The organism is Salinimicrobium xinjiangense DSM 19287, from assembly GCF_000423585.1.
Classification (GTDB): Bacteria; Bacteroidota; Bacteroidia; order Flavobacteriales; family Flavobacteriaceae; genus Salinimicrobium; species Salinimicrobium xinjiangense.
Genome location: NZ_AUIG01000008.1, coordinates 77131 through 102260 on the forward strand (window position 1 = coordinate 77131; position 25130 = coordinate 102260).

The window sequence follows — 25130 nt, forward strand, 5'->3', positions numbered from 1 at the left end:
ATTTTATTCTATTCCACCTTCGCACTCTCAGGTGGTCCTAAATATGTCTCTTTTTCTTCACCGGTTTTTATAAGGATCTTCTGTAGTACAATCCCAGATTCCATTGCCCACACCTTTAAAGTATGATTGCCCGGCTCAAGATTTATTTTGGTCTTTACTTTGGTAACATTATTCGCTACAGAAGTATTCCAGTTGTCTTTGGTTTGCTCGTGCATGTTGATCACCTGAGGCTCCCTATCATCTATGGAGAAAGCAAATTTAAGACCTCCCTGATTTCTGAAATCCAGAGTCGGTGACAAATAAAAAACTACCTCAGCCTCGCCTCTACTTAAGTTATGAAATTTATAGGAAAGATGAGGGCTTTCTTTGGAGATTTCCTGTTGAACAGGCTCATCCGGAAAAGAAGTCATTGCAGATCCTGTTCTTCCAAGATTGGGAACCAGCTGCCAGCCACTACCATTTTTCTGATAGTTTTTTGTAAAGTTAGCGGCCTCTATAGAAATATAGCCGTTGCTTTCTACAAAACCCTTAATATCTTCCTTTACAGGATTATTGATTGGCACCTCTACTGTTATGCCAGCGCCCGTTCCTTTAATCCTGAAGGAGCCTTGACTTTGCCCTTTTGGAGCCTTCTCCCAATTTACACTTACCAAAAGTCTCTTTTGATCTTCAACAATACCTTTTTCTTCGGAAACCTCTATCCAGGACGATTTCTTCTGAATCTTGTACTGAAAAGGCTTTTGACCTTTATTAAATATCTCCACGTAATACTCCTGATCATTAAAGGGATCAAAAACAGGTAAGCTGGTTACGGAAGCATCATCAATTTTCACATTTTTGGAACCCTGTGCCACTACTCCCATTTGGGCCTTTTCAGGAATATCTATCCTGTGAACTTCGGGCATGTTATTTTGATCGGGCTGTTGCCAGTAGGTATAACCAATGTGGGTTTGGGACATCATGTGATTCCATTTGCCATCGGCCAATTCTGTGTGATATTGATCTGTGAGCTCAGCATCTTTATCGAAAAGCTCCTTTGTTTTGACAGCATATTTATTAGCCACTGCCCTGCCCTGCTCTGCATACAGATTGTTCTTTGCAGCCGAAACATACAACTCATTGAGGTTTGCCGATGCTTTGACAGGAAACAAGACAATCTGGAAATAGGCATCTTTATATTCTTCAGGTATCTTTTTGTATATCGCTTCAGCCCGGTTTTCAAGATCCCGGTATTCTTTGACAACCCTCTCAGCTTCATTAAAATGGGTAAGGCTGTAAGTCTCCGGACTTAGTAATTCCGGTTTTCTACGACTATTGTACTTTGAATAAGTAAGAAGAATATCTGCAATTTCTTCGGAATATTCTTCCGGCAGCTGTCTCGCAGCCCAATCTTCAGTGTATCCCCTCAAATCCCTCGCTCCAATCTTTGTAGGATCCCAGGCATAGTCCAGAAAGAAGCTGGTGGGATATTCCATGGGTTTTATATCTCCCACATTTACGATCCACAGCTCGTCTGCCCCGAATTCGTATGCCAGGTTCATTTGTTCCCAAACCCGGGAGATCTGGTTGGTATTGATCCATTTGTAATTTCTTGGACCTCCCACGTAATCGTAATGATAATAGATTCCGTAGCCTCCTTCCCGTGGCTTATCTTCAGGATTTGGCAACTTGCGAATATTCCCCCAGTTATCATCTGCTAATAACAGTGTCACATCATCGGGAACTCTCATTCCCTGATCGTAATAATCCTGAACCTCTTTATATAGTGCCCAAACCTGCGGAGTTTCTGCTGCCGGTTTTCCGGTCACTTCTGAAATGATTTCCCGCTGGTCTGCTACGATACGTTCCAGGAGCTCAATCGCCGTACCTTCGGTCATTGGTTCATCGCCGTCACCACGCATTCCAACTGTGACCACACTCTCATAATCCCCCATTCGTGCTATTCCCCCTCTCCAGAACTGCTGAAGCTTCTCCGGATTCGTATTATAATTCCACTCCCCTTCCCCAAAGCGCCTCCATTCGTCGTGCGCCCGCATTAGAGGTTCATGGTGGGAAGTTCCAATCACCATGCCGTATTCATCTGCCAGAACCGGGTTCTGAGGATCATCATCGTAAAAAGCTCTTCCCCACATCGCCGGCCACAGGTAGTTGCCCTGCATACGAAGAATGAGTTCGAATACATGCTCATAGAATCCGCTGGTAAATCCGCCGAAATTCTCTGTTGCCCAGCCTGCAAGAGCCGGGGCTTCATCGTTAATGAATATACCGCGATATTTCACTTTTGGAGTGCCCTTTGTATGTGTCCCCGGCTGTACATAAAGAACATCCGATTTTTTTGCAGGAACATCGGCCCAATAATACCAGGGAGAAACCCCGATTTCTTTGGAAACATCATACACGCCGAAAATAGTTCCGCGTTTGTCACTTCCCACGATCACCAGTGCCTGTTCCACCCCGGGAAGCGGATCTTGCACCACCTGGATAGCAAATGTTTCCCACTTTCCTTCTATTTCAGAAACTTTGATCTTATTATTCTGAACCAGTTGGTCAATAAGGCTGCTTTTACCCAAAGTTCCAATGATGACAGGTGTACCCGTAGAAACTTCAGCAGTGCGGTACAGTTCCGGAAACTTTCCTGTAACCCGCTCTATATCCTTTTGAAGATCTTCGGCTGCGCGATGAACGCCTTTAAAATCACCCTGGTCGATATAAATTGCAGCAGATTTGTCCGGGGAAACCAATGGGAAATAATCCCCTTTTTGAGAGGTATAGATATACGATTCCTGTGCAAAAAGCGACGGACCTATTCCCAGTATAAGTAGAAAAAATATAATTTTACCTGAAGTATTGTTTGGGGGAATCATCCTTTTTATTTTAACTATTCTACTTCATTCTCACCCGCAAATTCTACAACTTTGTAATAGGCCTTTTTTCGCTGCATCTCCTCATCAAATAAAAGCGGATAATTCTTCCTGCCTTCCACCGGATAGTGGTCCAGCCAGGTATACTGGTCTGAAAGATTCCAGAAAGTCACTCCCGTTAAAACATCTTTGTAGTCTCTAAAAACCCTGAAGAACATTTCATAAGCTTCTATTTGCCGTTGTTCCAGCTCGGGTGTGAATTCATCCACATCCTCCGGTCTTCGCTCGCGCTGTTCTTTTTCCCACGGATAGAGAGAAACATCCAGCTCGGTGATCTGAACGTCAAGACCTAAAGAGGAATACATGTCGAGCGCTTTCCTCAACTCCTCTTCTGAAGGACCATAAATCGACCAGTGTCCCTGTATCCCTACACCGTCAATCGGCACATCCCGGTCAACAAGCATCTTGAGAAGCTTATAGATGCGATCTCGTTTTTCCGGAATAATGGCATTATAGTCATTATAATATAGTTTTGCATCGGGATCAGCTGCACGGGCATACTCAAAAGCTTTAATTAGGAAATCTTCCCCTGCTATTTCATACCACTCAGAATTTCTCAATAACTCATCAGGATTATCAGCTATGGCTTCGTTGACCACATCCCAGGAATAGATCGTTCCTTTATAGCGGGTAACTACAGAATCTATATGGGTTTTCATCCTGCTCAGCAATTCCTCTTTTGTAACTTTGCCTCCATCTTCAGTTTCAAAGATCCAGCCGCCGGTTTGCTGATGCCATACCAGGGCATGTCCTCTCATTTTGAGATCATTTTCACGTGCAAATTCCGCCATAGCATCTGCATATTCCCAGTTGAAGCGATCTTTCTCGGGGTGAATAGGTCCCATCTTCATTACATTTTCGGGAGTTATGCTGTTGAATTCTTTTTTAAGAAGTTCCGCAGATTCCCCTTTTATAGTACCCGGTCCTACTGCAACTCCTATTGGAAAATAATCTGAATAATAATCTTTAAGACCTTTTTCCTGTTGTTGTTCTTCTGTAGTTAAAGCTGCCTGTTCTTCATTCCCTGTCTGATTTTTACAACCGGTAAGGAGAGAAATTGAAAGCAGCAAAAAAGCTGATTTTTTAAGGATTCTTGAATGGATCATTTGTTGTTTATTTGAGGGTTTCCAGTATTCCGAGTTCGAGTCCGCGCAACTCGGCAAGACCTTTTAGGCGACCAATAAATGAGTAGCCGACATAATAATTTTTATCTTTTTCCATGGAATGCAAATAGCCATGATCTGGTCGCATGGGAAGGGATTTTTGTGCAGATTGCTGCAGCTTCAGGATTCTCTTCATCACCTCTGTCATGGGGACATCACCATCTAAATGATCAGATTCCATAAACACCCCTGAAGCTTCTTTTCTTACATTCCGCAGGTGCAAAAAGTGAATCCTGTCACTGAATTTATCAAAGATCTCCAGCACATCATTATTTGGATTCGCACCCAGTGAACCGGTACAATAGCATAGTCCGTTGGCGTTAGTTGCAACTTTACTGAAAATATACTCGAGATCCTCTTGTTTGCTCACTACTCTTGGGAGGCCTAAAACAGAAAACGGAGGATCATCGGGATGAATAGCCAGTTTCACGCCGCTTTCTTCTGCCACAGGCGCCACTTCCGAGAGGAAAGAAACAAGATTTTCCCTTAGATTTTCATCATTGATATGTTGATAGCTATCCAGCAGGTCTTTAATGATCTCAGGAGTAAAATTTTCCTTACTTCCCGGGAGACCAAGCAGGATGCTTTTGAAAAGTTGCTCTTTTTCTCCTGAGGAAAGCTTTTCCCCAAGCTCCTTTGCTTCAGCAATAGCCGCATCGGAATAATCTTTTTCTACATTCTTCCTTTTTAGCAGGAAAAGATCGAAAAAAGCAAAGGTTACCGGGTCATATCTCAATACCGTCGCACCTTCCTTATTTTCGAAATAATGATCTGTGCGGACCCAATCCAGGATGGGCATAAAGTTGTAGGCAACTACTTCAATTCCGCATTTTCCGATATTTCGCAGGCTGATCTTGTAGTTTTCTATATACTGCTCATAATTTCCGGATCTCTTTTTTATATCCTCGTGTACCGGAAGGCTTTCTATCACGCTCCATTCGAGCCCGTGGTCTTCAATTTCTGCTTTCCTCTCTAAAATGGCATTTTCGGTCCAGATTTCTCCGACGGGTATTTCGTGCAGTGCAGTAACAATCCCGGTAATGCCGGCTTGTTTTAGTTCTTTCAGCGAGAGTACATCGTTAGGGCCGTACCAGCGCATTGTTTGAGTCATTTTATACATCTTAAAAGCCTATTGAGTTTCCACCATCTACCGGCAATACAGTTCCGGTAGTAAATTTTGATTCTGAAGTTGCAAAATAATAAATTGCATCTGCAACATCTGAAGGTTCTCCCAATCTACCCAAAGGAGTTCTTGAGAGCACCCTGTTTTTTCTCTCGGGATCATCGTTAAAAGCCTTGCTGGACATATTGGTTTTAATGAATCCCGGGGCTACCGCATTCACCCTGATCCCAAACTGCGCCAAATCTACAGCCATCGCACGTGTCATTCCATCTATAGCAGTTTTACTGGCCGAATAGGCGATCACCTTCGGGATTCCATATTGAGCAGCCATAGAACTGATATTAATGATACTCCCTGAACCATTTTCCTTCATCACCTTTACTACCTCCCTGCTCATGGCAAAAAGAGCCAGCACATTTGTGTGTAAAATGTTCTGGAATTCTTCATTGGTAACTTCGAAGAATTCTTTTTTCATGTTGATCCCGGCATTGTTTACCAAGATATCAATTCTTCCTGCTTCCTGAGCGAGTTTCTCAATCGCTGCAGGTATTTCGTCCAGATTATTAAGATCGAGAATGAAAGGTATGGCATTTGGCCCTAGTTCTTCGCAGGCTTTCAATGTTTTCTCCTCATTTCGTCCGTTTACATAAGTCTTAATTCCGTTGTCGCAGAATTTCTTTGCAGTTGCAAATCCTAATCCGGCGTTGGCACCGGTAACAATAGCTGTCAATTTATTTTCCATAATTAATTGGGGGTACGTATATCGTCTTTTTTAATGCCAGGCAGGACTTATGCCGGGAGCATAGGGAAATTTGAGGGACTGGTAATATTCCAGATCATGTTCGGGCTTAGGAATAAAATCTGGCAATTCCATTTTAGAGAACTGCTGAAAATACAACAGAACCGCGTCCCGCCACCATTTGGCTTCCTTCAGCTGAATTTGCAGCAGCATTTTAGTTTTTTCAAATTTTTGCCTGTCAACATATTTCTCCATTCTGTTCCAGGTCTCCACCATCTCTTCCACATCCTCAACACCTTCCTGATATTTTAAAGCGAGGTTGTACCATAAAGTCTCTCCATTTTCCATCTCGTAATCCCAGGGCACGTGGTGAAACCAAAGCAGGTATTTCTCCGGAGTGGTTTCTATGGAATTGTACTTTTCCCTGAGGGGTTCGGCATATTGAGCAAGTGCATGGCTACCAGTTTGAGTTCGATCAAATCCAACCCCTACAGAGTCTGCCTTATGGTAATAAACGGGATTCCATTCCGGCCGGTCCAAATCACTAACCCAGGGTCCCGGGCCATAGTGATGGCCGGTATCCATGATGTGATGCAGTCCCAGCGGAGTCATATAATTCACCACCGCTTCCCGGGATTTTATCATCATATCACTCACCTCCTCTACAAATTCTTCTTCATTGCTAAAGGTCATCTGTAACCATTCCTCTGCAATTTCTTCGGAATCCAAATAGGGATCCCAGGCCAATCTCCCAAAGCCATACCAGTTAGCCTGTCCAAAAGGATGTCCTGTCCAGTTTTTTTCTGTTCCTATATTGGCAACTCCGGCAATTCCGGTTAATTTTTTATTGGATAAAGTACCGTCAATGACTTTTGCAACTGTTGATCCTTCTCCCTTCACATAAGTATCTTCATCAAGTATCTCTTCAAACATTGTGGGCAGGTACACCAGGTGCGAACTAAATCCCAGATATTCCTGTGTGATTTGGAATTCCATCATCAACGGAGTGTTTGGCATAGCACCGAACATAGGATGGAAAGGTTCCCGTGGCTGAAAATCTATAGGTCCGTTCTTCACCTGAACCAGCACATTATCATGAAACTGGCCATCAAAAGGCACAAATTCGGTATACGCCTGTTTCGCCCGATCCTCGGGATCATGTTCTGAATAGACAAAGGCACGCCACATGACAATCCCATTGTGCGGCGCCAAAGCTTCGGCCATCATATTTGCTCCATCGACGTGGGATCTTCCGTAGTTATTGGGCCCCGGCTGACCTTCAGAATTAGCTTTAACCAGAAATCCGCCGAAGTCCGGAATTTCAGCATATATTTCATCGGCTTTATTCTTCCACCATTGCCTTACTTCGGGATCTAATGGATCTGCAGTTTGAAGATCTCCCATTTCCACAGGTGCCGAAAAACGCGCTGTTAAATAGACCTGAATCCCATAGGGGCGAAAAACTTCGGCTAAAGCTTTAACTTTTTCAATATAATGTGGAGAAAACACCAGGGAATTTGCATTCACATTGGTCAACACTGTACCGTTTATTCCTATGGACGCATTTGCGCGTGCGTAGTCGGTATACTGCGGCTTTATAAGGTCCGGAAGGTGATGCCAGTCCCAAATGGAAAAACCGGCATAACCGCGTTCTACGGTACGATCAAGATTATCCCAGTGATTTAAAACCCGTTTTTGGATCCTTGGAGAATCTACAATATGGAGATCACTTATATTATTATGTAGCTGAATTTCCCTGATAAACCTGAAAACTCCATACAACAATCCGGCATCAGACTGAGAGGTTATTACCGTTACCGGAGTGTTCCCAATCCGGATCCTCTTGATAATATAGCCTTCGGAATTGATCTTCGAAAGTTCCAGTTCTAACGAAGGAAGTACATACGGCGGAAGATTTTCTTTTGTCCCCAGCACAATATCATGCTCTCCAATGGCAACTGATTCCCGAATAGCCTCCTGGAAAAAACCTTCAAAAGCCATTTGCAGTTCTGATACAGCCACCTTAACAGTTTCCCCGGAACCAAACGGAACAATATTATTGATCTGCCGCAGATATTGACTCCTTATATCTTCTTTTTCAATAGCATCATATTGAAGCCAAAGATCATAACCTTTTTGAGCGGAAAGAAAAAATGGGAGAAAGAAAAGAGAAAGATATAGGACTGATTTTTTGTAAACCATATTGGAGGAATTAGGTGGATAGAAGTAGTATCATTGGAATGCGAAAATTAGAAAAAAAAGCCCTGCCATCAAAATATTTTACGCAATCGGTTGCGTTTAATTTTATTTTGTTCTTTCTTTGATTAGACCATATTTTAAAGAATGCCTGGGCAGGCAACAAAAAACACCTCATCACATGAAAATCTCTTTATTTCAGACGGTTCTTATATTATTTTTTCTGGGAACTACCCCCACCCTCACAGCCCAAGTCACCTCCGGATCAGAAAACTACCCTTTCCGGAATTCCAGCTTAAGTATGGAAGAAAGAATCCAGGATTTAATCAATCGATTGACCTTAGAGGAAAAGGCCTGGCAAATGATGCATAACAGTCCGGCAATAGAACGCTTAGACATTCCCGAGTACAACTGGTGGAATGAAGCTTTACACGGGGTTGGCAGATCTGGTGTCGCAACTGTTTTCCCCCAAGCTATAGGCATGGGAGCTACTTTTGATGAAGAATTGATCCTGCGGGTTGCTACAGCAATCTCAGATGAAGCCAGAGGAAACCATAACACTGCTGTGAAAAATGGGTACAGAAGACAATACAGCGGACTTACCTTCTGGACGCCGAATATCAATATTTTCAGAGATCCCAGATGGGGCCGCGGCCAGGAAACCTACGGGGAAGACCCTTATTTAACGGCACGATTGGGAACGGCCTTTGTCAAAGGGCTACAGGGTGATGATCCAAAGTATTTAAAAACAGCCGCGGCTGCGAAACACTATGCAGTGCATAGCGGTCCCGAAAAATTGAGACATGAATTTAATGCCGAGGCTTCTCTGAAAGACATGTGGGAAACCTATCTTCCCGCCTTCCAGGCTTTGGTTGATGCCGATGTGGAAACTATTATGTGCGCCTACAATGCCACAAACGGTGAACCTTGTTGCGCCAACAAATATCTTTTACAGGATGTTCTTAGGGACAAATGGAATTTTAAGGGGCATATTGTAAGTGATTGCTGGGCTCTTGTTGATTTTTACGAAGGACACAAGGTGGTGGAAACACCTGAAGAAGCTGCGGCCCTGGGAATTAAAAGCGGAGTAAACTTAAATTGCGGCAGTGTTTATCCTTCTTTAGTAGAGGCAGTGAACCAGGGATTGGTCACAGAGGAAGAAATTGATAAACAATTGTCCGTCCTCTTAAAAACCAAATTCAAATTAGGCCTTTTAGACCCCGAAGAGAACAATCCTTATGCTCATCTTTCGGCAGAGAATATCAACACCGAAGAGCACAGGCAGCTGGCCAGGGAAGTTGCGCAGAAATCACTGGTGTTGCTAAAGAATGACAATGTACTACCTCTTCGCAATGATCTGTCAAAATACTTTATTACAGGACCCAATGCCACCAGCATTGAAGTGCTCCTGGGAAATTATCACGGAGTCAATCCTAACCTGGTAACCATCCTGGAAGGGGTTGCAGCTGCTATTGAACCACAAAGTCAGTTACAGTACCGGCAGGGAACTTTGCTGAACAGGCCAAATGCAAATCCGCAGGACTGGGCTTCTCCAAATGCCGGAAATTCTGATGCTACAATAGCTGTGCTGGGAATCTCGGGCGTACTTGAAGGGGAAGAAGGAGAATCTATTGCCTCTGAGACTTTTGGAGACAGGCTTGACTACAACCTTCCTCAAAACCAGATCGACTATCTTAGAAAATTGAAAGAAGCTGCAGAAGAAAAACCGGTAGTTGCAGTAATCACCGGAGGAAGTCCCATGAATTTACAGGAAGTACATGAAATTGCAGATGCTGTTTTACTGGTATGGTATCCCGGTGAAGAAGGAGGAAATGCAGTTGCAGATGTCATTTTTGGAAAAATATCCCCTTCCGGAAGACTGCCAATCACCTTTCCAAGATCACTAGATGACCTTCCGCCGTATGAGGATTACAACATGCAGGGAAGAACCTATAAATACATGAATGCCGAACCAATGTATCCTTTTGGATATGGTTTGAGCTATACCGATTTTGAATATTCAGACATCAGTCTTTCTGATAAACGAATCAGGAAAGAAAATTCTCTGAAGGCAGCAATTACGGTTACTAATACGGGCAAAACCAAAGCCGGAGAGGTAGTGCAGTTGTATGTTTCAGATTTAAAGACTTCTGTAAGAGCTCCTAAATATCAGCTTTACGGGATTAAAAGAATAGAACTGGCACCCGGTGCTTCCGAAGAGGTCATATTTGAGATCACTCCAGAAATGATGGAACTGGTGAACAATGAAGGCGAAAAAATTTTAGAATCAGGTGATTTCAAAGTTTATGTGGGAGGTTCAAGTCCGGGTAAAAGAAGTACCGAATTAGGCGTGCAAGAGTTAAAAGAAGCTATCTTTACTTTGAGATAAATGATTTGAGGGTGTGCTGATTTGAAAATTCTAACCATTGTTGTGCGGAAAAAGAATCTAGAGCGCTCCGCTTCTGGGATCTAAACCAAGACTTTTGAATAAGATACTGAAATTCAATGTTGTGAAATTATATTTTCATTGGTAGAATACTTGAAATTTAAAGAACTAAAAACCACCCCCTCAAACTGATAGATAAGATCTATAATCAGCATTAGCGGGCTTTTTAAGAGGTTCCTTCTTTTTTCATCAGACAACAAAATTCTACCCTCGGCTGTAATATTTAATTAAAAGACAAGCCACCGACATTCTCTAGCGGCAATGCTAAAGTGCCCGAAATTTCAAAGCTGTTGGCCGGGAAAATAGATCTAAACAATCGCCTTTTTGACAGGTATGCTTTCGTTGGTCTTTTTTAGGCTGGAATTTCTGATTATAACCTCCGTGTCCAACATAGTTATTTCAGAAACACTTGAACCAAGACTGGTTTTTGAGTGATCTAAAATTCTTTGAATTGACAGCTCGCCCATTTTACGGGCGGGGTGGGAAACCGTCGATAGGGATGGCTCCACAATAGATGCCACGGGATCATCATTAAAACCTATTACTGCAAGTTCTTCAGGTATTTTCACCCCTTCTTCCTTAGCGACTAAAATAGCTCCAACTGCAGCCGCATCATTGGCAGAAAATAATCCATCTGGCGAATTATCTATTTTAAGCAGCTTTCTCATAGCCTCTGTTCCCTCCTCCAAACTCATCGTTGGGAGATTTATGACTAACTCTGGATCAATTTTTATGTTGCTCTCCTCCAGGGCATCCAAATATCCTTTTTTTCTCATATTGTAGACATTAACATGCTGAGAACCTGCGAAATGAGCAATTTTTGTACAACCCTGATCTATGAGATGTTTCGTCGCCCGAAAGCCGGCTGCGTAATTGTCAATGATTACCCTGTATGAATTAAAATCCTTTGGAACCCGATCAACAAACACAATAGGAATATCTTTTTCCTGAAATTGCCGAAAATGATCTGTACTAGTTGTTTCCATAGCAAGAGAAACAATTAACCCACCAATTCTACTATCATAAAGAGCCTTGGCATTTGTCACTTCATTATCATAGAGCTCATTGGACTGGCTTATAATCACATTGTAACCAGCTTTTTTGGCTGCATCTTCAACACCACTGATCAAAGTTGACATGAAAGGGCTATTGATCCTGGCCACCATTATGCCGATTGTCTTGCTTTTATTACTACGGAGACTCGCAGCTACTGAATTGGGACGATAGCCCAGTTCATTCGCTACCTTCTGAATTTCCTTGATTGTTTTTTTGCCGATACTCTTGTGGTTGTTGAGGGCTCTGGAAATCGTTGAAGGAGAATAATTTAACTCTTTGGCTAAATCATAAATGGTAACTTCCTTTTTTCTTTTCATTATTAACTGTTGAGGAGACAATGGAGGTATAAACCATCCCGACTAACTAATGTACAAAACTGCCGGATTAAATCCTCAAACCATTCAAACAATCGATTGCTTTATAGAAATTATGAACAGAAAAAATAATTCCTTACCTGCCTAAAATTCGAAATTGAACCCTCTTTTTGTTAACCTGTTGTAAATTTCTTCATCAAAGCTGTAAAGTTTAGCGGCCCTATGGGAAACTCCTACCTGCTTTTCATTCAGGTCGCGGAGAAGCTTCATCTTCAGGATCTTTCTTCGGAAATTTGGTTTGTCCATTTCCACTCCCAAAATTTCTTCATACAGATGCATCAATTCCAGCAGCGTAAATTTTTCAGGTAAAAGATTGAAGCCTATGGGTGCCTGGCGAATGCGGTTGCGTAAATGTCCCAAACTGTAATTGAGGATCTCGTTGTGATCATATATAAGTTTCGGAATATCCTTCATTTTAAACCACCCAACTTCCGAAGCTGTAAAACCTGCCTTGATTCGATAATTCTCCCGCTTCACCAATGCATAATATCCTATTGTTATAACTCTGTACAAAGGAAAGCGATCTGGATCACCAAAGGCTTTGAGCTGCTCCAGAAATATTTCGTCGAGTCCCGTTAACTCACGGAGTAAACGATAGGCCGCCGCGTCAATGCCTTCCTTTTTTTTAATCCACCCTCCAGGCAGACCCCATTTTCCTTTGCTTATCCCCTCTGCATGTTTCACCAACAGAACCTCAAGGCTTCCTTCCTGAAATCCAAAGATTACACAGTCAATGGTTATTGACTCCATAGCGTCGGCCTCAAAAGTTTCAGCCCTATTTTTTATGATTTCCTTATCCATTAGAGGAAAAATTATTTTGTTGCTAAAATAAAAGGGATCAGCATAGTGAAAAGTTCATAAATACTCAAGAATATATTCCCATATAAATTGCTAAAGTAAAAATTAATATTTAAACTTGTAGTCATAAAAACTATAAGATATTTTTAACACTTCAATAGATGGCGACAGTAACAACAAGTAAAAAGAGCGTTTATCTCATAACAGTAGTAGCGAGCTTAGGCGGCTTGCTCTTTGGATATGACACTGCAGTAATTTCAGGCGCCGTTGGAGCCCTTGAGAATTATTTCATTTTTACGCTCGAAAACGATTCGGTTTTTGCAGCAAAAAGTATTTTTCAATTCAAGGTGATCCTGAGTATTTGTGTCCTGGCCATTGTCCTGCTATTCAGCTCTTTCATCCTCAAGTTTTTTAAAAGAAGTAAAGCGTATATAATTATTGCTCTATTTTTCCTCTTAGGAGGAGCTCTATATTATTTCCAGTTTCTTGCATTACCCGATGTCCTTACAGAAAACCTTCGGAATTCTATTCTCGGTTTCATGATTAGTAGTGCCCTGGTTGGTTGTATAATTGGAGCTTCTTTTGGAGACAACATTGCTAATTCTATTGGCCGCCGAAACGGACTTATTATAGCCGCTTTTCTTTTCCTGGTTTCCGCAGTTGGTTCCGCTTATCCTGAAGTAATGGATATCTTCCCCGGAAATAATCTTTCTGCCTTTATTATTTACAGGATAATAGGAGGAATTGGGGTTGGTCTCGCCAGTATGCTTGCACCTATGTACATTGCCGAAATGGCTCCTGCAGACATTCGCGGAAAGCTGGTTTCCTTTAACCAGTTCGCGATTGTTACGGGTATGCTTGTGGTTTATTTTGTGAATTATTTTATTGTAAGGGGACAGACTGAGGACTGGATCAATACAGAAGGATGGCGTCTCATGTTCCTTTCTGAGGCAATTCCTGCAGTCCTTTTCTTCATTTTCCTCCTTATGGTACCAAAAACTCCAAGATTCCAAACAATGAAAGGAAAAGAGGAAAATGCTATGAAGGTGCTTACGAAACTGAACGGACCGGAAAGGGCAGCTCAGATCTTACAGGAAATTAAAGCCTCATTTAGCCGCACCAGGTCCCACTGGCTCTCCTTTGGCTGGACTGTAGTCGTTATCGGTATCCTTTTATCTATATTTCAGCAGTTCGTGGGAATTAATGTAGTGCTTTATTACGCCCCTGAGATCTTCCGGGGAATGGGAATGGAGACAGACGCTTCCATGCTCCAAACTATAATCGTTGGAGCCATTAATATGCTCTTTACTGTGCTCGCTATCATGACGGTGGACAAGTTCGGTCGAAAAAAATTAATGATGATAGGAAGTGCTGTTATGGCGATAAGCATGATTGGCCTTGGATTTACCCTTTATTGGGAAGTGGAAGGTTTACCTGCCCTACTACTTATGCTGCTGTACATCGCTGCTTTTGCAATGTCATGGGGACCTGTTGTGTGGGTACTGCTTTCCGAAATTTTCCCCAACAAAATACGGGGTGTGATGGCTGTAGCCGTTGCTGTACAATGGCTGGCAAACCTCATCGTTTCCTGGACCTTCCCAATGATGAACAACAACGAAGCTCTTGTAGAAAGTTTCAATCATGGGTTCTCCTACTGGATCTACGGTGTAATGGCAATCCTTTCGGGCTTGTTCATCTGGAAATATGTACCTGAAACTAAAGGAAGAACACTCGAAGACATGGAAAACATATGGATTCGCAAAAAACAAGATTAATATGTATTTTTTAGGAATTGACTTGGGAAGCTCCTCGATAAAGCTATCCCTGTTGGATGCCGAAAAAGGAAAAATCATTGGTTCTGTAACCGCTCCAGATTTTGAAATGGAGATGATCGCGCCGAAGTTCGGATGGGCTGAACAGCATCCCGATAAGTGGTGGGAATATGTGCGCCAGGGAATTGGCGAGTTAAGAAAAAAAGGTCTGGATATAAAAAAGATCAAGGGGATCGGTATTGCTTACCAGATGCACGGGTTGGTCCTGACAGATGAAAACCTGGAGCCGGTAAGGCCTTCGATCATCTGGTGTGATAGCCGGGCAGCAGAAATAGGAAATGCAGCCTGCGAAGAAATAGGGCTGGAGAACTGCCAAAAGCAGATCCTGGGCAGCCCCGGAAATTTTACTGCATCCAAGCTAAAGTGGGTAAAAGAAAATGAGCCGCAAGTATTCGCTAAAGCGAAATACATGATGTTGCCGGGAGATTACATAGCTGCAAAATTGTCTGGAGTACCTCAAACTACTACATCCGGGCTTTCTGAAGCTGCATTGTGGAACTTTTCAGAAGGAAAACTGGCTACCGGAATACTTGAAAAGATGGGGCTTCCACAGGAGGTTGTACCCGAGATAGTCCCGACTTTTGGACACCAGGCAAAAGTTCTCCCTGATGTCGCGAATGAGTTAGGGCTAAACAGTGATGTGGAAATAACCTATCGTGCAGGAGACCAGCCAAATAATGCTTTATCATTAAACGTGCTTAATCCGGGAGAAATTGCTACAACCGCGGGCACTTCGGCAGTGATCTACGCAGTAACCGATAAAGATCTCTACGACAAGAACAGCAGAATAAACACATTTCTGCACGTAAGTAATACCCCCGAAGAAAAGCGCAACGGTTTACTGGGCATAATTAACGGTTCCGGAATACTTTACCAATGGTTACGAAAGGTAGTTTCAGTTGGCAACCAGGAGCTACTTTCTTATGATGTTCTTAACCGCGAAGCTGCAAAAGTGGAACCCGGCAGTGAAAACCTAAGGTTTTACCCTTTCGGTAACGGTGTGGAAAGGATTTTTAATAATAAACAGGCAAATTCGGGCATTGAAAATCTAAACTTCAATATTCATCAACCCCCGCATTTGATCCGTTCAGCCTGTGAAGGAATTGTCTTTGCGATGAACTATGGCTTTGATGTCATAAAATCATTGGGTACATCTGGAGAAGTAGTACGCGCCGGGAAAGGAAATCTTTTTCTAAGTCCGGTCTTCAGGGAAATTTTCTGCAACACTACCCAGGCAAAGCTGGAGCTTTATAACACTTCCGGAGCTGAAGGGGCAGCCAGGGGCGCCGCCTATGGGTTTGGCTATTACGACAGTTTAAAAGATGCGTTGGGCGAACTGGAGTGCATAGAAACTTTAGAACCAAAAAAAGAATTGTCCGCGAGATATCAGGACATATATGAACAATGGAAAATGAACATTAAAATAGATAAAGATTAATTATGAGTACAAGTAAATTCTTTAAAGGCATTGACCAAATAAAATTTGAAGGACGGGAGAGTGACAATCCTTTAGCCTTTAAATGGTATGACGAAAATAAGGTGGTTGCAGGTAAAACCCTGAAAGAACATTTGAGGTTCGCAACTGCCTACTGGCACACGTTCAACAACACCGGAGCAGATCCTTTTGGTCCCGGTACCGAAACCTTTGCATGGGATAAGAGCAACGATCCTATTACTCGTGCAAAAGATAAGATGGACGCTGCATTTGAATTCATGACAAAGCTGGGTACGCCATTCTACTGCTTCCATGATGTGGATGTAGTGGATGAAGCTCCAACTTTGGCCGAATTTGAGAAAAGGATCCACACAATGGTGGACTACGCCAAAGAGAAGCAAAAAGAAAGCGGAATAAAACTTCTTTGGGGAACATCCAATCTTTTCAGTAATCCCCGTTACATGAATGGTGCTGCCACCAATCCGAACTTCGATGTTTTGGCATATGCAGGCGCACAGGCAAAGATCGCCCTGGATGCAACTATAGCACTGGGTGGAGAAAATTATGTGTTCTGGGGTGGCCGTGAAGGTTACATGAGTCTTTTGAATACAGACATGAAAAGGGAATTGGATCACCTTGGAAGATTTTTGAACACCTGTAAAGATTATGCAAGAAAGCAAGGCTTTAAAGGCAACTTCTTTATCGAACCAAAGCCTATGGAACCAACAAAGCATCAGTATGACTACGATGCAGCCACTTCTCTGCGTTTCATCCAACAATACGGACTAGAAAAAGACTTCAAACTGAACCTTGAGGTAAACCACGGAACCCTTGCGGGTCATACTTTTGAACATGAGCTTCAGGTAGCTGTTGATGCCGGAATGCTGGGCAGCATAGATGCGAACAGAGGAGATTATCAAAACGGATGGGATACAGATCAATTCCCTATTGACCTTTTTGAAATTACCCAGGCCATGTTGATCATCCTCGAAGGAGGCGGAATCCAGGGTGGAGGTATTAATTTCGATGCTAAAGTCCGTCGTAACTCTACCGATCTTGAAGACAAATTCATTGCACACATTGCAGGAATGGATGTTTTTGCAAGAGGACTTATTTGTGCCAATAACATTCTTGAAAACACTAAGTATAACAAGATCCGTAAAGATCGTTATGCTTCCTTTGATTCAGGTAATGGAGCAAAATTTGAAAACGGAGAGCTGACTCTTGAAGATCTGAGCAAGATTGCACGTGAAAACGGAGAACCAAAGCAAATAAGCGGAAAACAGGAATTACTGGAACAAATTGTAGCCAATTCGTACTAGAGCATTCCCGATAATAAATTTAAAAAGCCGGAGTCTCAACTCCGGCTTTCCTAAAACCTTAGCCATGAGGGCAAGGTTTTATATTCACTTTTAAACAATTTTTTCTAATGGAATTTAAACATTTAAGATTTCCAAAAACTGCAGTTCTGATGCTGTCCATTCTTGTAGTTTCAGCATGCAAAAACGAAAACAACAGGGAAGAAGTCCAGGAAGATACTGCCGCGGCAAACGATACTTTGCCTGAGTTTGCATCTGAACCTCTTGTCACAGATAATTACACAGCAGATCCTTCTGCTCATGTTTTTGAAGGGAAGATTTATGTATATCCCTCACATGACTGGGATTCCGGAATTCCCGAAGATGATACAGGCGCACATTTCAACATGAAAGACTATCATGTTTATTCTATGGACAGTGTAGGAGGTCCGGTGACAGATCACGGTGTTGTGCTGGATGTTAAGGACGTGCCCTGGGCCAGCAGACAAATGTGGGCTCCAGATGCTGCGGAAAAAGATGGAAAATACTACCTGTATTTTCCTGCAAAGGACGAAAACGACATTTTCAGAATTGGGGTGGCCGTTGGCGACTCCCCTGCAGGTCCCTTCACTCCTCAACCTGAACCTATTGCTAAAAGCTATAGTATAGATCCGGCGGTTTATAAGGATACAGACGGTAAATATTACATGTACGTGGGAGGAATCTGGGGAGGCCAGCTTCAGCGTTATCGCGATAATGAATATCGAGGTGAGGAAGACGTATACCCTGCAGATGATGAACCTGCTCTCATGCCGAAAATTGCGCGAATGAGTGATGACATGTTAGGATTTGCTGAAGAGTTACGTGATGTTCAAATCCTGGATCAGGAAGGGAATCCTATTACTACCGGAGACAATGAAAGAAGATTTTTTGAAGCCGCGTGGGTACATAAGTACAATGACACCTATTACTTCTCCTACTCTACCGGTGACACTCATAATATAGCATATGCCACCGGTGATAGTCCATACGGTCCCTTCACTTATCAGGGGGTTATTTTGGAGCCGGTTCTGGGATGGACCAATCACCATTCAATAGTAGAACATAACGGGGAGTGGTACCTGTTTTACCACGACAGTTCTCTCTCTGGAGGTAAAACCTATCTTAGAAGTATGAAAGTGGCTAAACTTGAGTACAACGAAGACGGTACTATAAAGACTATTAGTTCTTTTAAAGATGAAAATCCTGACGTGGTTGCTAATTAGACCTCTCTAAAATGTCAAAATTCAGACTCTTTCTTACCGCAGTAATTTTCTGCAGTTATTCCTTATCTGTTTCCGGGCAGGTAAAATTACCGAAGCTTATTAATGATGGAATGGTACTGCAGCGGGAAGCAGAAGTTAAACTATGGGGATGGGCTTCTGCCAAGGAGCCTGTTTCCATTTCTTTTCTAAACCAGGAGTACAACACCACGGCGAATAGTAGTGGTGAATGGTCTGTTTCTCTTAAAGGACTAAAGGCAGGTGGGCCATACACTATGGACATCACAGGCAGCAACAAAATTCAGCTTAAGGATGTTTATATTGGAGATGTGTGGCTGGCTTCGGGACAATCGAACATGGAATTGTCCATGGGAAGAGTGGAACCTTTATATGCCGATGAGATAGCCAATGCTTCCAATCCCAAACTGCGATTTTTTGAAGTGCCCAAGACTTACCATTTTGAAGAAGCCAGGCAGGAACTGGAGGCTGGAAAATGGGAAGCTGTAACTCCTGAAAATATCAGACAATTTTCGGCTGTTGCTTATTTCTTTGCCAAAGATCTTTATGATCAATACCAGGTTCCCATTGGAATTATCAATTCCAGTCTCGGAGGTTCGCCTGCAGAAGCCTGGATGAGCGAAGAAGCCTTAAAAGATTTTCCTGCACATTATGCTGAGGCAATGCAGTACAAAAATCCTGAATACAGAGATAGCATTCAGAAGAATGATACTCAAAGAATAGGAAACTGGCACCAGAAGGCTGTCCAGGAAGACATTGGAATACCAAACAAGTGGAAAGAGACAAATGTCAATACTGCCGACTGGAATACTATGGAAATTCCGGGCTATTGGGTCGATAATGAATTGGGGCCTAAAAATGGAGTCGTCTGGTTCAGAAAAACAATTGAAATTCCGCAAGAACTGGCGAAGCAAACCCCAAAGTTGTTAATGGGAAGGATTGTCGATGCCGATTCAGTTTTTATCAACGGCAGCTTTGTAGGAAATACAACCTACCAGTACCCTCCGCGGAGATATTCTGTACCTGCAGATGTCCTGAAGCCGGGAAAAAATACCATCAGCATAAGGATCACCAACGAAAGCGGAAGAGGAGGTTTTGTTACAGACAAGCCTTATAAGCTCATTTTTGACGACTCAGAAATTGACCTGACAGGAGAATGGAAATACAAGTTGGGAGTAGAAATGCCTTCTTTAAGGGGACAAACATTTATAAGATGGAAACCTTTGGGCCTATACAATGCAATGATTAATCCTCTTACAGAATGTACTTTGAAAGGTGTTATCTGGTATCAGGGGGAATCTAATGCAGACTCTCCCGTTGAATATGAGACCCTTTTCCCTGCTCTTATTACAGACTGGCGGGACCAATGGGAGCAACCAAAACTTCCTTTCCTGTTTGTACAACTGGCAAACTTTATGGAAAGCCGGGATGAACCGGGAGACAGCAACTGGGCAAGACTCCGTGATTCGCAGTTAAAAACTTTGTCCCTGCCCAAAACCGGAATGGCAGTTACTATAGATGTGGGCGAATGGAACGATATTCATCCCTTAAATAAAAAAGCGGTTGGACATCGCCTTGCACAGGCAGCACGAAAAGTTGCCTATGATGAAAAAATCGTTAGCGGCGGACCTCTCTACGAATCCTTTACCCGGAAAAAGGATACTATAGTAATAAATTTCAGGGAGGTCGGAAGAGGTTTGGTGACGAAGGACGGTGACAAACTTCGGCAATTCAGTATAGCAGGAGAAGATGGAAAATTCTACTGGGCCAATGCCGAAATAAGGGGTGACAAAGTAATAGTGTATAGTCCTAAGGTGAAAAATCCTGTTGCCGTACGCTACGCCTGGGCAGATAATCCCGAAGGGGCCAATCTATTCAATAAGAATGGATTTCCTGCCTCTCCTTTCAGGACAGACGATTGGGAGTAAGGATAAAAACTTTGAGAGAATTTTCATTGTATTTATACTGGAAAATAATCTATAAGTTTTCATTTGCTTAGAAGAATAGGATATATTGAAGGAGAGTCTCACGATAGTGAATTAAAAGGATCCACCGAACTCAAAGCTATCTCTAAAGTTCTATTTTTAAAGCTTAAAAAAATACGCTGACAAGATTTCCCTGTCCTCCACAAGCTGATAAATTTGTAATCTCTTTGCTTATGACCTGGCAAGTATATTTCAGAAGTTCTTTTTTCGATGACTGCAGGCAATTGGCTGCACGCGTTGGCAGTTCTATTCTTTCTGATTTTCAGCAAGTGTTCCCTTTTCTTCTTTTCATTATTCTGTCCCTAAGCCATTCTCCGACCTCGGCCCAGAACAAACAGTTTCAAAAATATCAGTTCAAGGAACTAAAAAAAATACCTACACAAAGAGCTGTGGCCAGTATTTCTCAAGACCAACAGGGATTTATCTGGATGGGCACCAATGGCCTCGGACTTAACAGGTACAACGGTCTGGATTACACCTCTTATCAATTTATCGAGAATGACAGTACAAGTTTAAACAATTCTCTTATCCACGTCACCTTTGTAGATACACAAAACCGGTTATGGGTAGGTACAGAAAGGGGACTGGAGCTTTACAATAGAGACCAGAATAATTTTATCCATATCAACCTGTTGGGGGAAGCAGAAAATGCAGGCAAGGCAGTACATGCGATCCTGGAAATGAAAAATGGGGACATTCTGGTGGGCACCCATCAACACGGATTATATAGAATTGATTCTTCAAGCCGTGAAACTTCAAGTATCAGAATAGAAGCTGCCGACGAAATAAGGAACTTCTTAATAAACGATATTGCCCATTTTGACAATAGAATCCTTCTGGGGACCAACAGAGGTTTATATGAATATTCCGAGGATAGTAAAATAGTTGCTCCCCTCGACTTTATGACAGCTAATGGGAAGCAACAGATCAGTGCCCATATTCAAACCACAGAAGTAGACGGCAGAGGTTCAATTTGGTTAGGCACCACAACAAACGGCTTGTATAAAATCGATGGTAACGAAAATGGGCGCTATGCCATAGAACATCTTCCTATCACCTCCAAAAGGATACTGTCACTGCTCTCTACCCCTAGAAAGACGATCTTATGTGGTACCGAAAACGATGGAATGTTCGAAATAGACAGGAAAGGAAATATTCTAAACCACTATCTCAACAATAAAAATGACGACAACGGAATAAAATCAAATTCAATATGGTCGTTGTTTTTAGATGATCAGGAACGTATATGGATTGGTTACTACAATAATGGTGTAGGTGTCTACGACGAGCTATACGACAAATTTGCCGACATAGAGAGTAAATCGAACAATCCTAATTCCCTGGAATCCAGTTCTGTTACGGGTATCATCAAGGATGAGAAAGGGAGATTATGGATTGGTATGGATGGTGGTGGTATTGATATATATAATCCTGTTTCAGGTAAGTTTACACATTTATTGAACAATGAGAATGAAATTGCAAATGGATTGGATTCTCCAGATGTTCAAACGCTTTTTATGGACAGCAAGGGAAATATATGGGTTGGAACCTGGGACTATGGAATTTATTTCCTGGAGAAAGGATCTAAGTCCTTCAGAAATTTTTCTGTTCAAAACACCGGTGGTGAAATAGATTCCAATCGCATTCTCAGCTTTTCTGAAGATTCCAGTGGTACTATATGGATCGGAACTTTTTCCAGGGGTATTCATTCTTTTCATCCCCGGAAAGAAAAATTTACTATCTACGACGAGGAACCTTTCATTCAGGAAAGAATCAATTTTAGTGATGTAAGGCGGGTCTATGTGGATAGTCGGGATAATATATGGATAGGTGGAAGTGCCGGACTTTTCAAAATAAAAATGGTAAATGGGAAAGTTGATCTCGAAGTTCTTTCTCAAAGATTTTACAAAGATGCCGGTGAGCAATCCTATAGAAGTCAGATTCTGGATATTTACGAAGATTCTTCTCAAAACATATGGATAGGAACAGATGGTCTGGGGCTTTGTAAGTATGATATGAAGAAAGACTCCTTTTCCTGGATAGAACCAGAAACTGGTTTTAATAAAGTGACGGTATCTTCTATCATTCAGGATGATAGTGGTGCGATTTGGGTAGCCGGCAATAATGGCATCTCAAAATTGGACAGGGAGATGAACACACTTAAAAATTTCTCCATCAGTGACGGGCTTCTAAGTGATGACTTTAATAATAGTAGTGTCTATAAAGATCAGAGTGGAACAATCTACTTTGGCTCTTACGAAGGGGTCAATTATTTTAATCCCGAGAACCTTACGTTCAATAAGAATCCCTCGCATGTTTATTTAACCGACTTCAAAGTATTTAACAAGTCAATTAATCCAAACCAGAAAAACTCTCCTCTGGAAAAGGTTATATCCCAAACAGACGAAATCTCCCTTGATCATTCACAGTCTGTGTTTACCATTGATTTTGCCTCAATAGACTTCACAAGACCAGAAAAAATTCAGTTTGCATATTATCTTGAAGGTTTTGAAGATAACTGGAATTATGTACAAAGCAGCCGAAGTGCTACTTACACAAACCTTCCTCCAGGAAGTTACACCTTTAAGGTAAAAGCAACCAATAGTGATGGTTTATGGGAAGCTGAACCTACAATACTAAATATTATTATACAAAAACCCTGGTGGTTTACAAATGTTGCACTTCTATCTTATGTCTTAGTGTTTCTTCTGATATGTTATGTCATACTCCGCTTTTTCAATTCACGTCTTAATAGCAAACGTGCTATTGAACAGGAGAGGACACGACACCTTCAGGAGGAGGCTCTTAATGATAAAAAAATTCAGTTCTTCACGAATATATCCCATGAATTCAGAACACCGCTTACACTAATTCTTAGCCCGCTACAGGATATTCTGGAAAACAAGAGCCTTCCGGAAAAATTAAAGGGAAAGGTCAAAATTATCAACAAAAATACCATACGACTTAAAAGGCTGATTGATGAGTTGATGGATTTCAGAAAACTTCAGTTTGAAAAAATTCCGCTAAAGATCTCTCCTTTTGATATTAATGAGCTGCTTTATGAAATAACCGGATACTTTGTAGAAGAGGCACAGCAACGCAATATCGCAGTATCAATAGATACAGATCGAGATATTATAATTGCTTGGGCCGATAGAGATAAACTTGAAAAGATCCTTTTCAATATACTTTCAAATGCATTCAAGAGCACACCAAACAACGGGATTATCACAGTGACCACGAAAAGGGAAATGCATATTTTTAAACTTATAGAAAGCCAAAGCCCATTAAAAGCCTTTGAAATTAGCATTGAAGATACAGGAAAGGGAATACAAGCTGATGAGCTGCATAAAATATTTGATCGTTTTTATCAAATAAAAGACCGCAATGACCAATATTACAGCGGAACAGGAATAGGTCTTGAGGTTGTAAGGAGTTTTATCGAGTTACACCGGGGAGATATTGAGGTAGAAAGTGAATTGGGTGTGGGAACTAAATTCAGGATCTTACTTCCTATGGACAAGGATTTTTATGATCCTGCTGAAATAAAAGATCCCGAAATCATAATGGTGCAGCCTGAAACAGAGTTACAGAAGAGCAACTCTATTGAATTGAGTACAAAAAAACAGGACAAAAAGACATTACTAATTGTAGAAGATAACACAGAGCTTAGATCATATATTAAACAAGAATTGAGTTCTGATTATAAAGTTGTTGTAGCCGAAAATGGGCAGGAAGGGATGGAAAAAGCAAAAAAATATTTACCAGATGTTATTATTACCGACGTAATAATGCCTGTAATGCATGGATATGATTTTTGCTCCTCCTTAAAGAAAGACTTGAAAACCAGTCATATTCCTGTACTTATGTTAACCGCAAAGGCCCAAACCGATGACTGGGTAGAAGGATTGGAAGCGGGAGCAGATGTCTATCTAAACAAACCATTCGAAATGAAAGTCATGCGATCTCAATTGAGACAACTAGTTGCCAACAGATCGCTTTTATATTCCAAATACATGGGAGACTTCAACAAAACTGAAGTTGATTCCCACGCCACTTCCCTGGATCAACAATTTATCCTGGAAATTATTAGGTATACCAAGGAAAACATTAAGGAAACAAATTTAAATGTAGAAAAACTTGCTGATGAGTTCAATCTTAGCAGGAGTCAGCTTTACAGGAAAATAAAGACCTTAACGGGACTTACTGCAAATGAGCTAATACGTAAAATACGGCTCGAACGAGCTAAAGAACTCCTGGAAGAGCCCAGTGCTCCTTCTGTAAGTGAAATAAGTTACCACGTTGGTTTTTCTTCACCTTCTTATTTCTCAAAATGCTTTAAAACTCATTTTGGGGTCCTTCCCACAGAAATTAAGGACGAGTAACTTTGAAAAATCCAAGCAGGTAAGATTTTTAATTTTTATATGGGCTAAAAATGACAACCGTGTTGTAACATTAGAAAATAAAAAACCGGGCTGGAAACC

Annotated in this window: 14 protein-coding genes; 7 read left to right on the forward strand and 7 right to left on the reverse strand. The window is 41.8% G+C overall.

Annotated features, from left to right (window positions below; translation table 11 throughout):
• Positions 1-8: 8 nt before the first annotated feature.
• The 5 genes from G564_RS0103975 to G564_RS0103995 are packed head-to-tail and all read right to left on the reverse strand — an operon-like array spanning position 9 to position 8148.
• Positions 9-2864: a glycosyl hydrolase 115 family protein gene (locus G564_RS0103975; RefSeq protein ID WP_029036522.1), complete on the reverse strand. Its 2856-nt coding sequence runs from the start codon at positions 2862-2864 to the stop codon at positions 9-11.
• Between the two features lie 14 nt (positions 2865-2878).
• On the reverse strand, positions 2879-4027 hold the full coding sequence (locus G564_RS0103980) for an endo-1,4-beta-xylanase (protein WP_029036523.1): 1149 nt from the start codon (positions 4025-4027) through the stop codon (positions 2879-2881).
• Positions 4028-4034: 7 nt separating this feature from the next.
• Positions 4035-5183 carry a mannonate dehydratase gene (gene uxuA / locus G564_RS0103985; protein WP_245583653.1) on the reverse strand — a complete coding sequence of 383 codons (1149 nt, stop codon included), beginning with the start codon at positions 5181-5183 and terminating at the stop codon, positions 4035-4037.
• A 22-nt stretch (positions 5184-5205) separates the two neighbouring features.
• Complete coding sequence (locus G564_RS0103990; RefSeq protein ID WP_029036525.1) at positions 5206-5949, reverse strand: SDR family NAD(P)-dependent oxidoreductase; 744 nt, start codon at positions 5947-5949, stop codon at positions 5206-5208.
• 30 nt (positions 5950-5979) lie between these two features.
• Positions 5980-8148, reverse strand: coding sequence for an alpha-glucuronidase family glycosyl hydrolase (locus tag G564_RS0103995; protein ID WP_029036526.1), 2169 nt, complete (start codon positions 8146-8148; stop codon positions 5980-5982).
• A 295-nt stretch (positions 8149-8443) separates the two neighbouring features.
• Here G564_RS0103995 and G564_RS18515 point away from each other — a divergent pair, with 295 nt between their 5' ends.
• The gene (locus G564_RS18515; RefSeq protein WP_245583654.1) at positions 8444-10531 is read left to right on the forward strand and encodes a glycoside hydrolase family 3 C-terminal domain-containing protein; all 2088 of its coding nucleotides are present in this window, start codon (positions 8444-8446) and stop codon (positions 10529-10531) included.
• Positions 10532-10896: 365 nt separating this feature from the next.
• On the opposite strand, the gene G564_RS0104010 is transcribed toward G564_RS18515, so the two are convergent.
• Both G564_RS0104010 and G564_RS0104015 read right to left on the reverse strand, forming a co-directional pair.
• Positions 10897-11961: a LacI family DNA-binding transcriptional regulator gene (locus tag G564_RS0104010; protein ID WP_029036527.1), complete on the reverse strand. Its 1065-nt coding sequence runs from the start codon at positions 11959-11961 to the stop codon at positions 10897-10899.
• Between the two features lie 141 nt (positions 11962-12102).
• The gene (locus tag G564_RS0104015) at positions 12103-12819 is read right to left on the reverse strand and encodes an NUDIX hydrolase (protein WP_051205295.1); all 717 of its coding nucleotides are present in this window, start codon (positions 12817-12819) and stop codon (positions 12103-12105) included.
• 158 nt (positions 12820-12977) lie between these two features.
• Here G564_RS0104015 and xylE point away from each other — a divergent pair, with 158 nt between their 5' ends.
• The 6 genes from xylE (at position 12978) to G564_RS0104045 (ending at position 25031) form a co-directional block, all read left to right on the forward strand.
• Entirely contained in the window at positions 12978-14591 is a 1614-nt protein-coding gene (xylE, locus tag G564_RS0104020; protein WP_029036529.1) for a D-xylose transporter XylE, read from the forward strand.
• A gap of 1 nt (position 14592) precedes the next feature.
• The gene (locus G564_RS0104025) at positions 14593-16086 is read left to right on the forward strand and encodes a xylulokinase (protein ID WP_029036530.1); all 1494 of its coding nucleotides are present in this window, start codon (positions 14593-14595) and stop codon (positions 16084-16086) included.
• A gap of 2 nt (positions 16087-16088) precedes the next feature.
• Positions 16089-17405: a xylose isomerase gene (gene xylA, locus G564_RS0104030; RefSeq protein WP_029036531.1), complete on the forward strand. Its 1317-nt coding sequence runs from the start codon at positions 16089-16091 to the stop codon at positions 17403-17405.
• 107 nt (positions 17406-17512) lie between these two features.
• Positions 17513-18646 carry a glycoside hydrolase family 43 protein gene (locus tag G564_RS0104035; RefSeq protein ID WP_029036532.1) on the forward strand — a complete coding sequence of 378 codons (1134 nt, stop codon included), beginning with the start codon at positions 17513-17515 and terminating at the stop codon, positions 18644-18646.
• An 11-nt stretch (positions 18647-18657) separates the two neighbouring features.
• Positions 18658-20589 carry a sialate O-acetylesterase gene (locus G564_RS0104040; RefSeq protein ID WP_029036533.1) on the forward strand — a complete coding sequence of 644 codons (1932 nt, stop codon included), beginning with the start codon at positions 18658-18660 and terminating at the stop codon, positions 20587-20589.
• A gap of 230 nt (positions 20590-20819) precedes the next feature.
• A complete protein-coding gene (locus G564_RS0104045) occupies positions 20820-25031 on the forward strand; it encodes a hybrid sensor histidine kinase/response regulator transcription factor (protein ID WP_084625572.1) in 4212 nt (1403 codons plus the stop codon).
• Positions 25032-25130 lie beyond the last annotated feature (99 nt).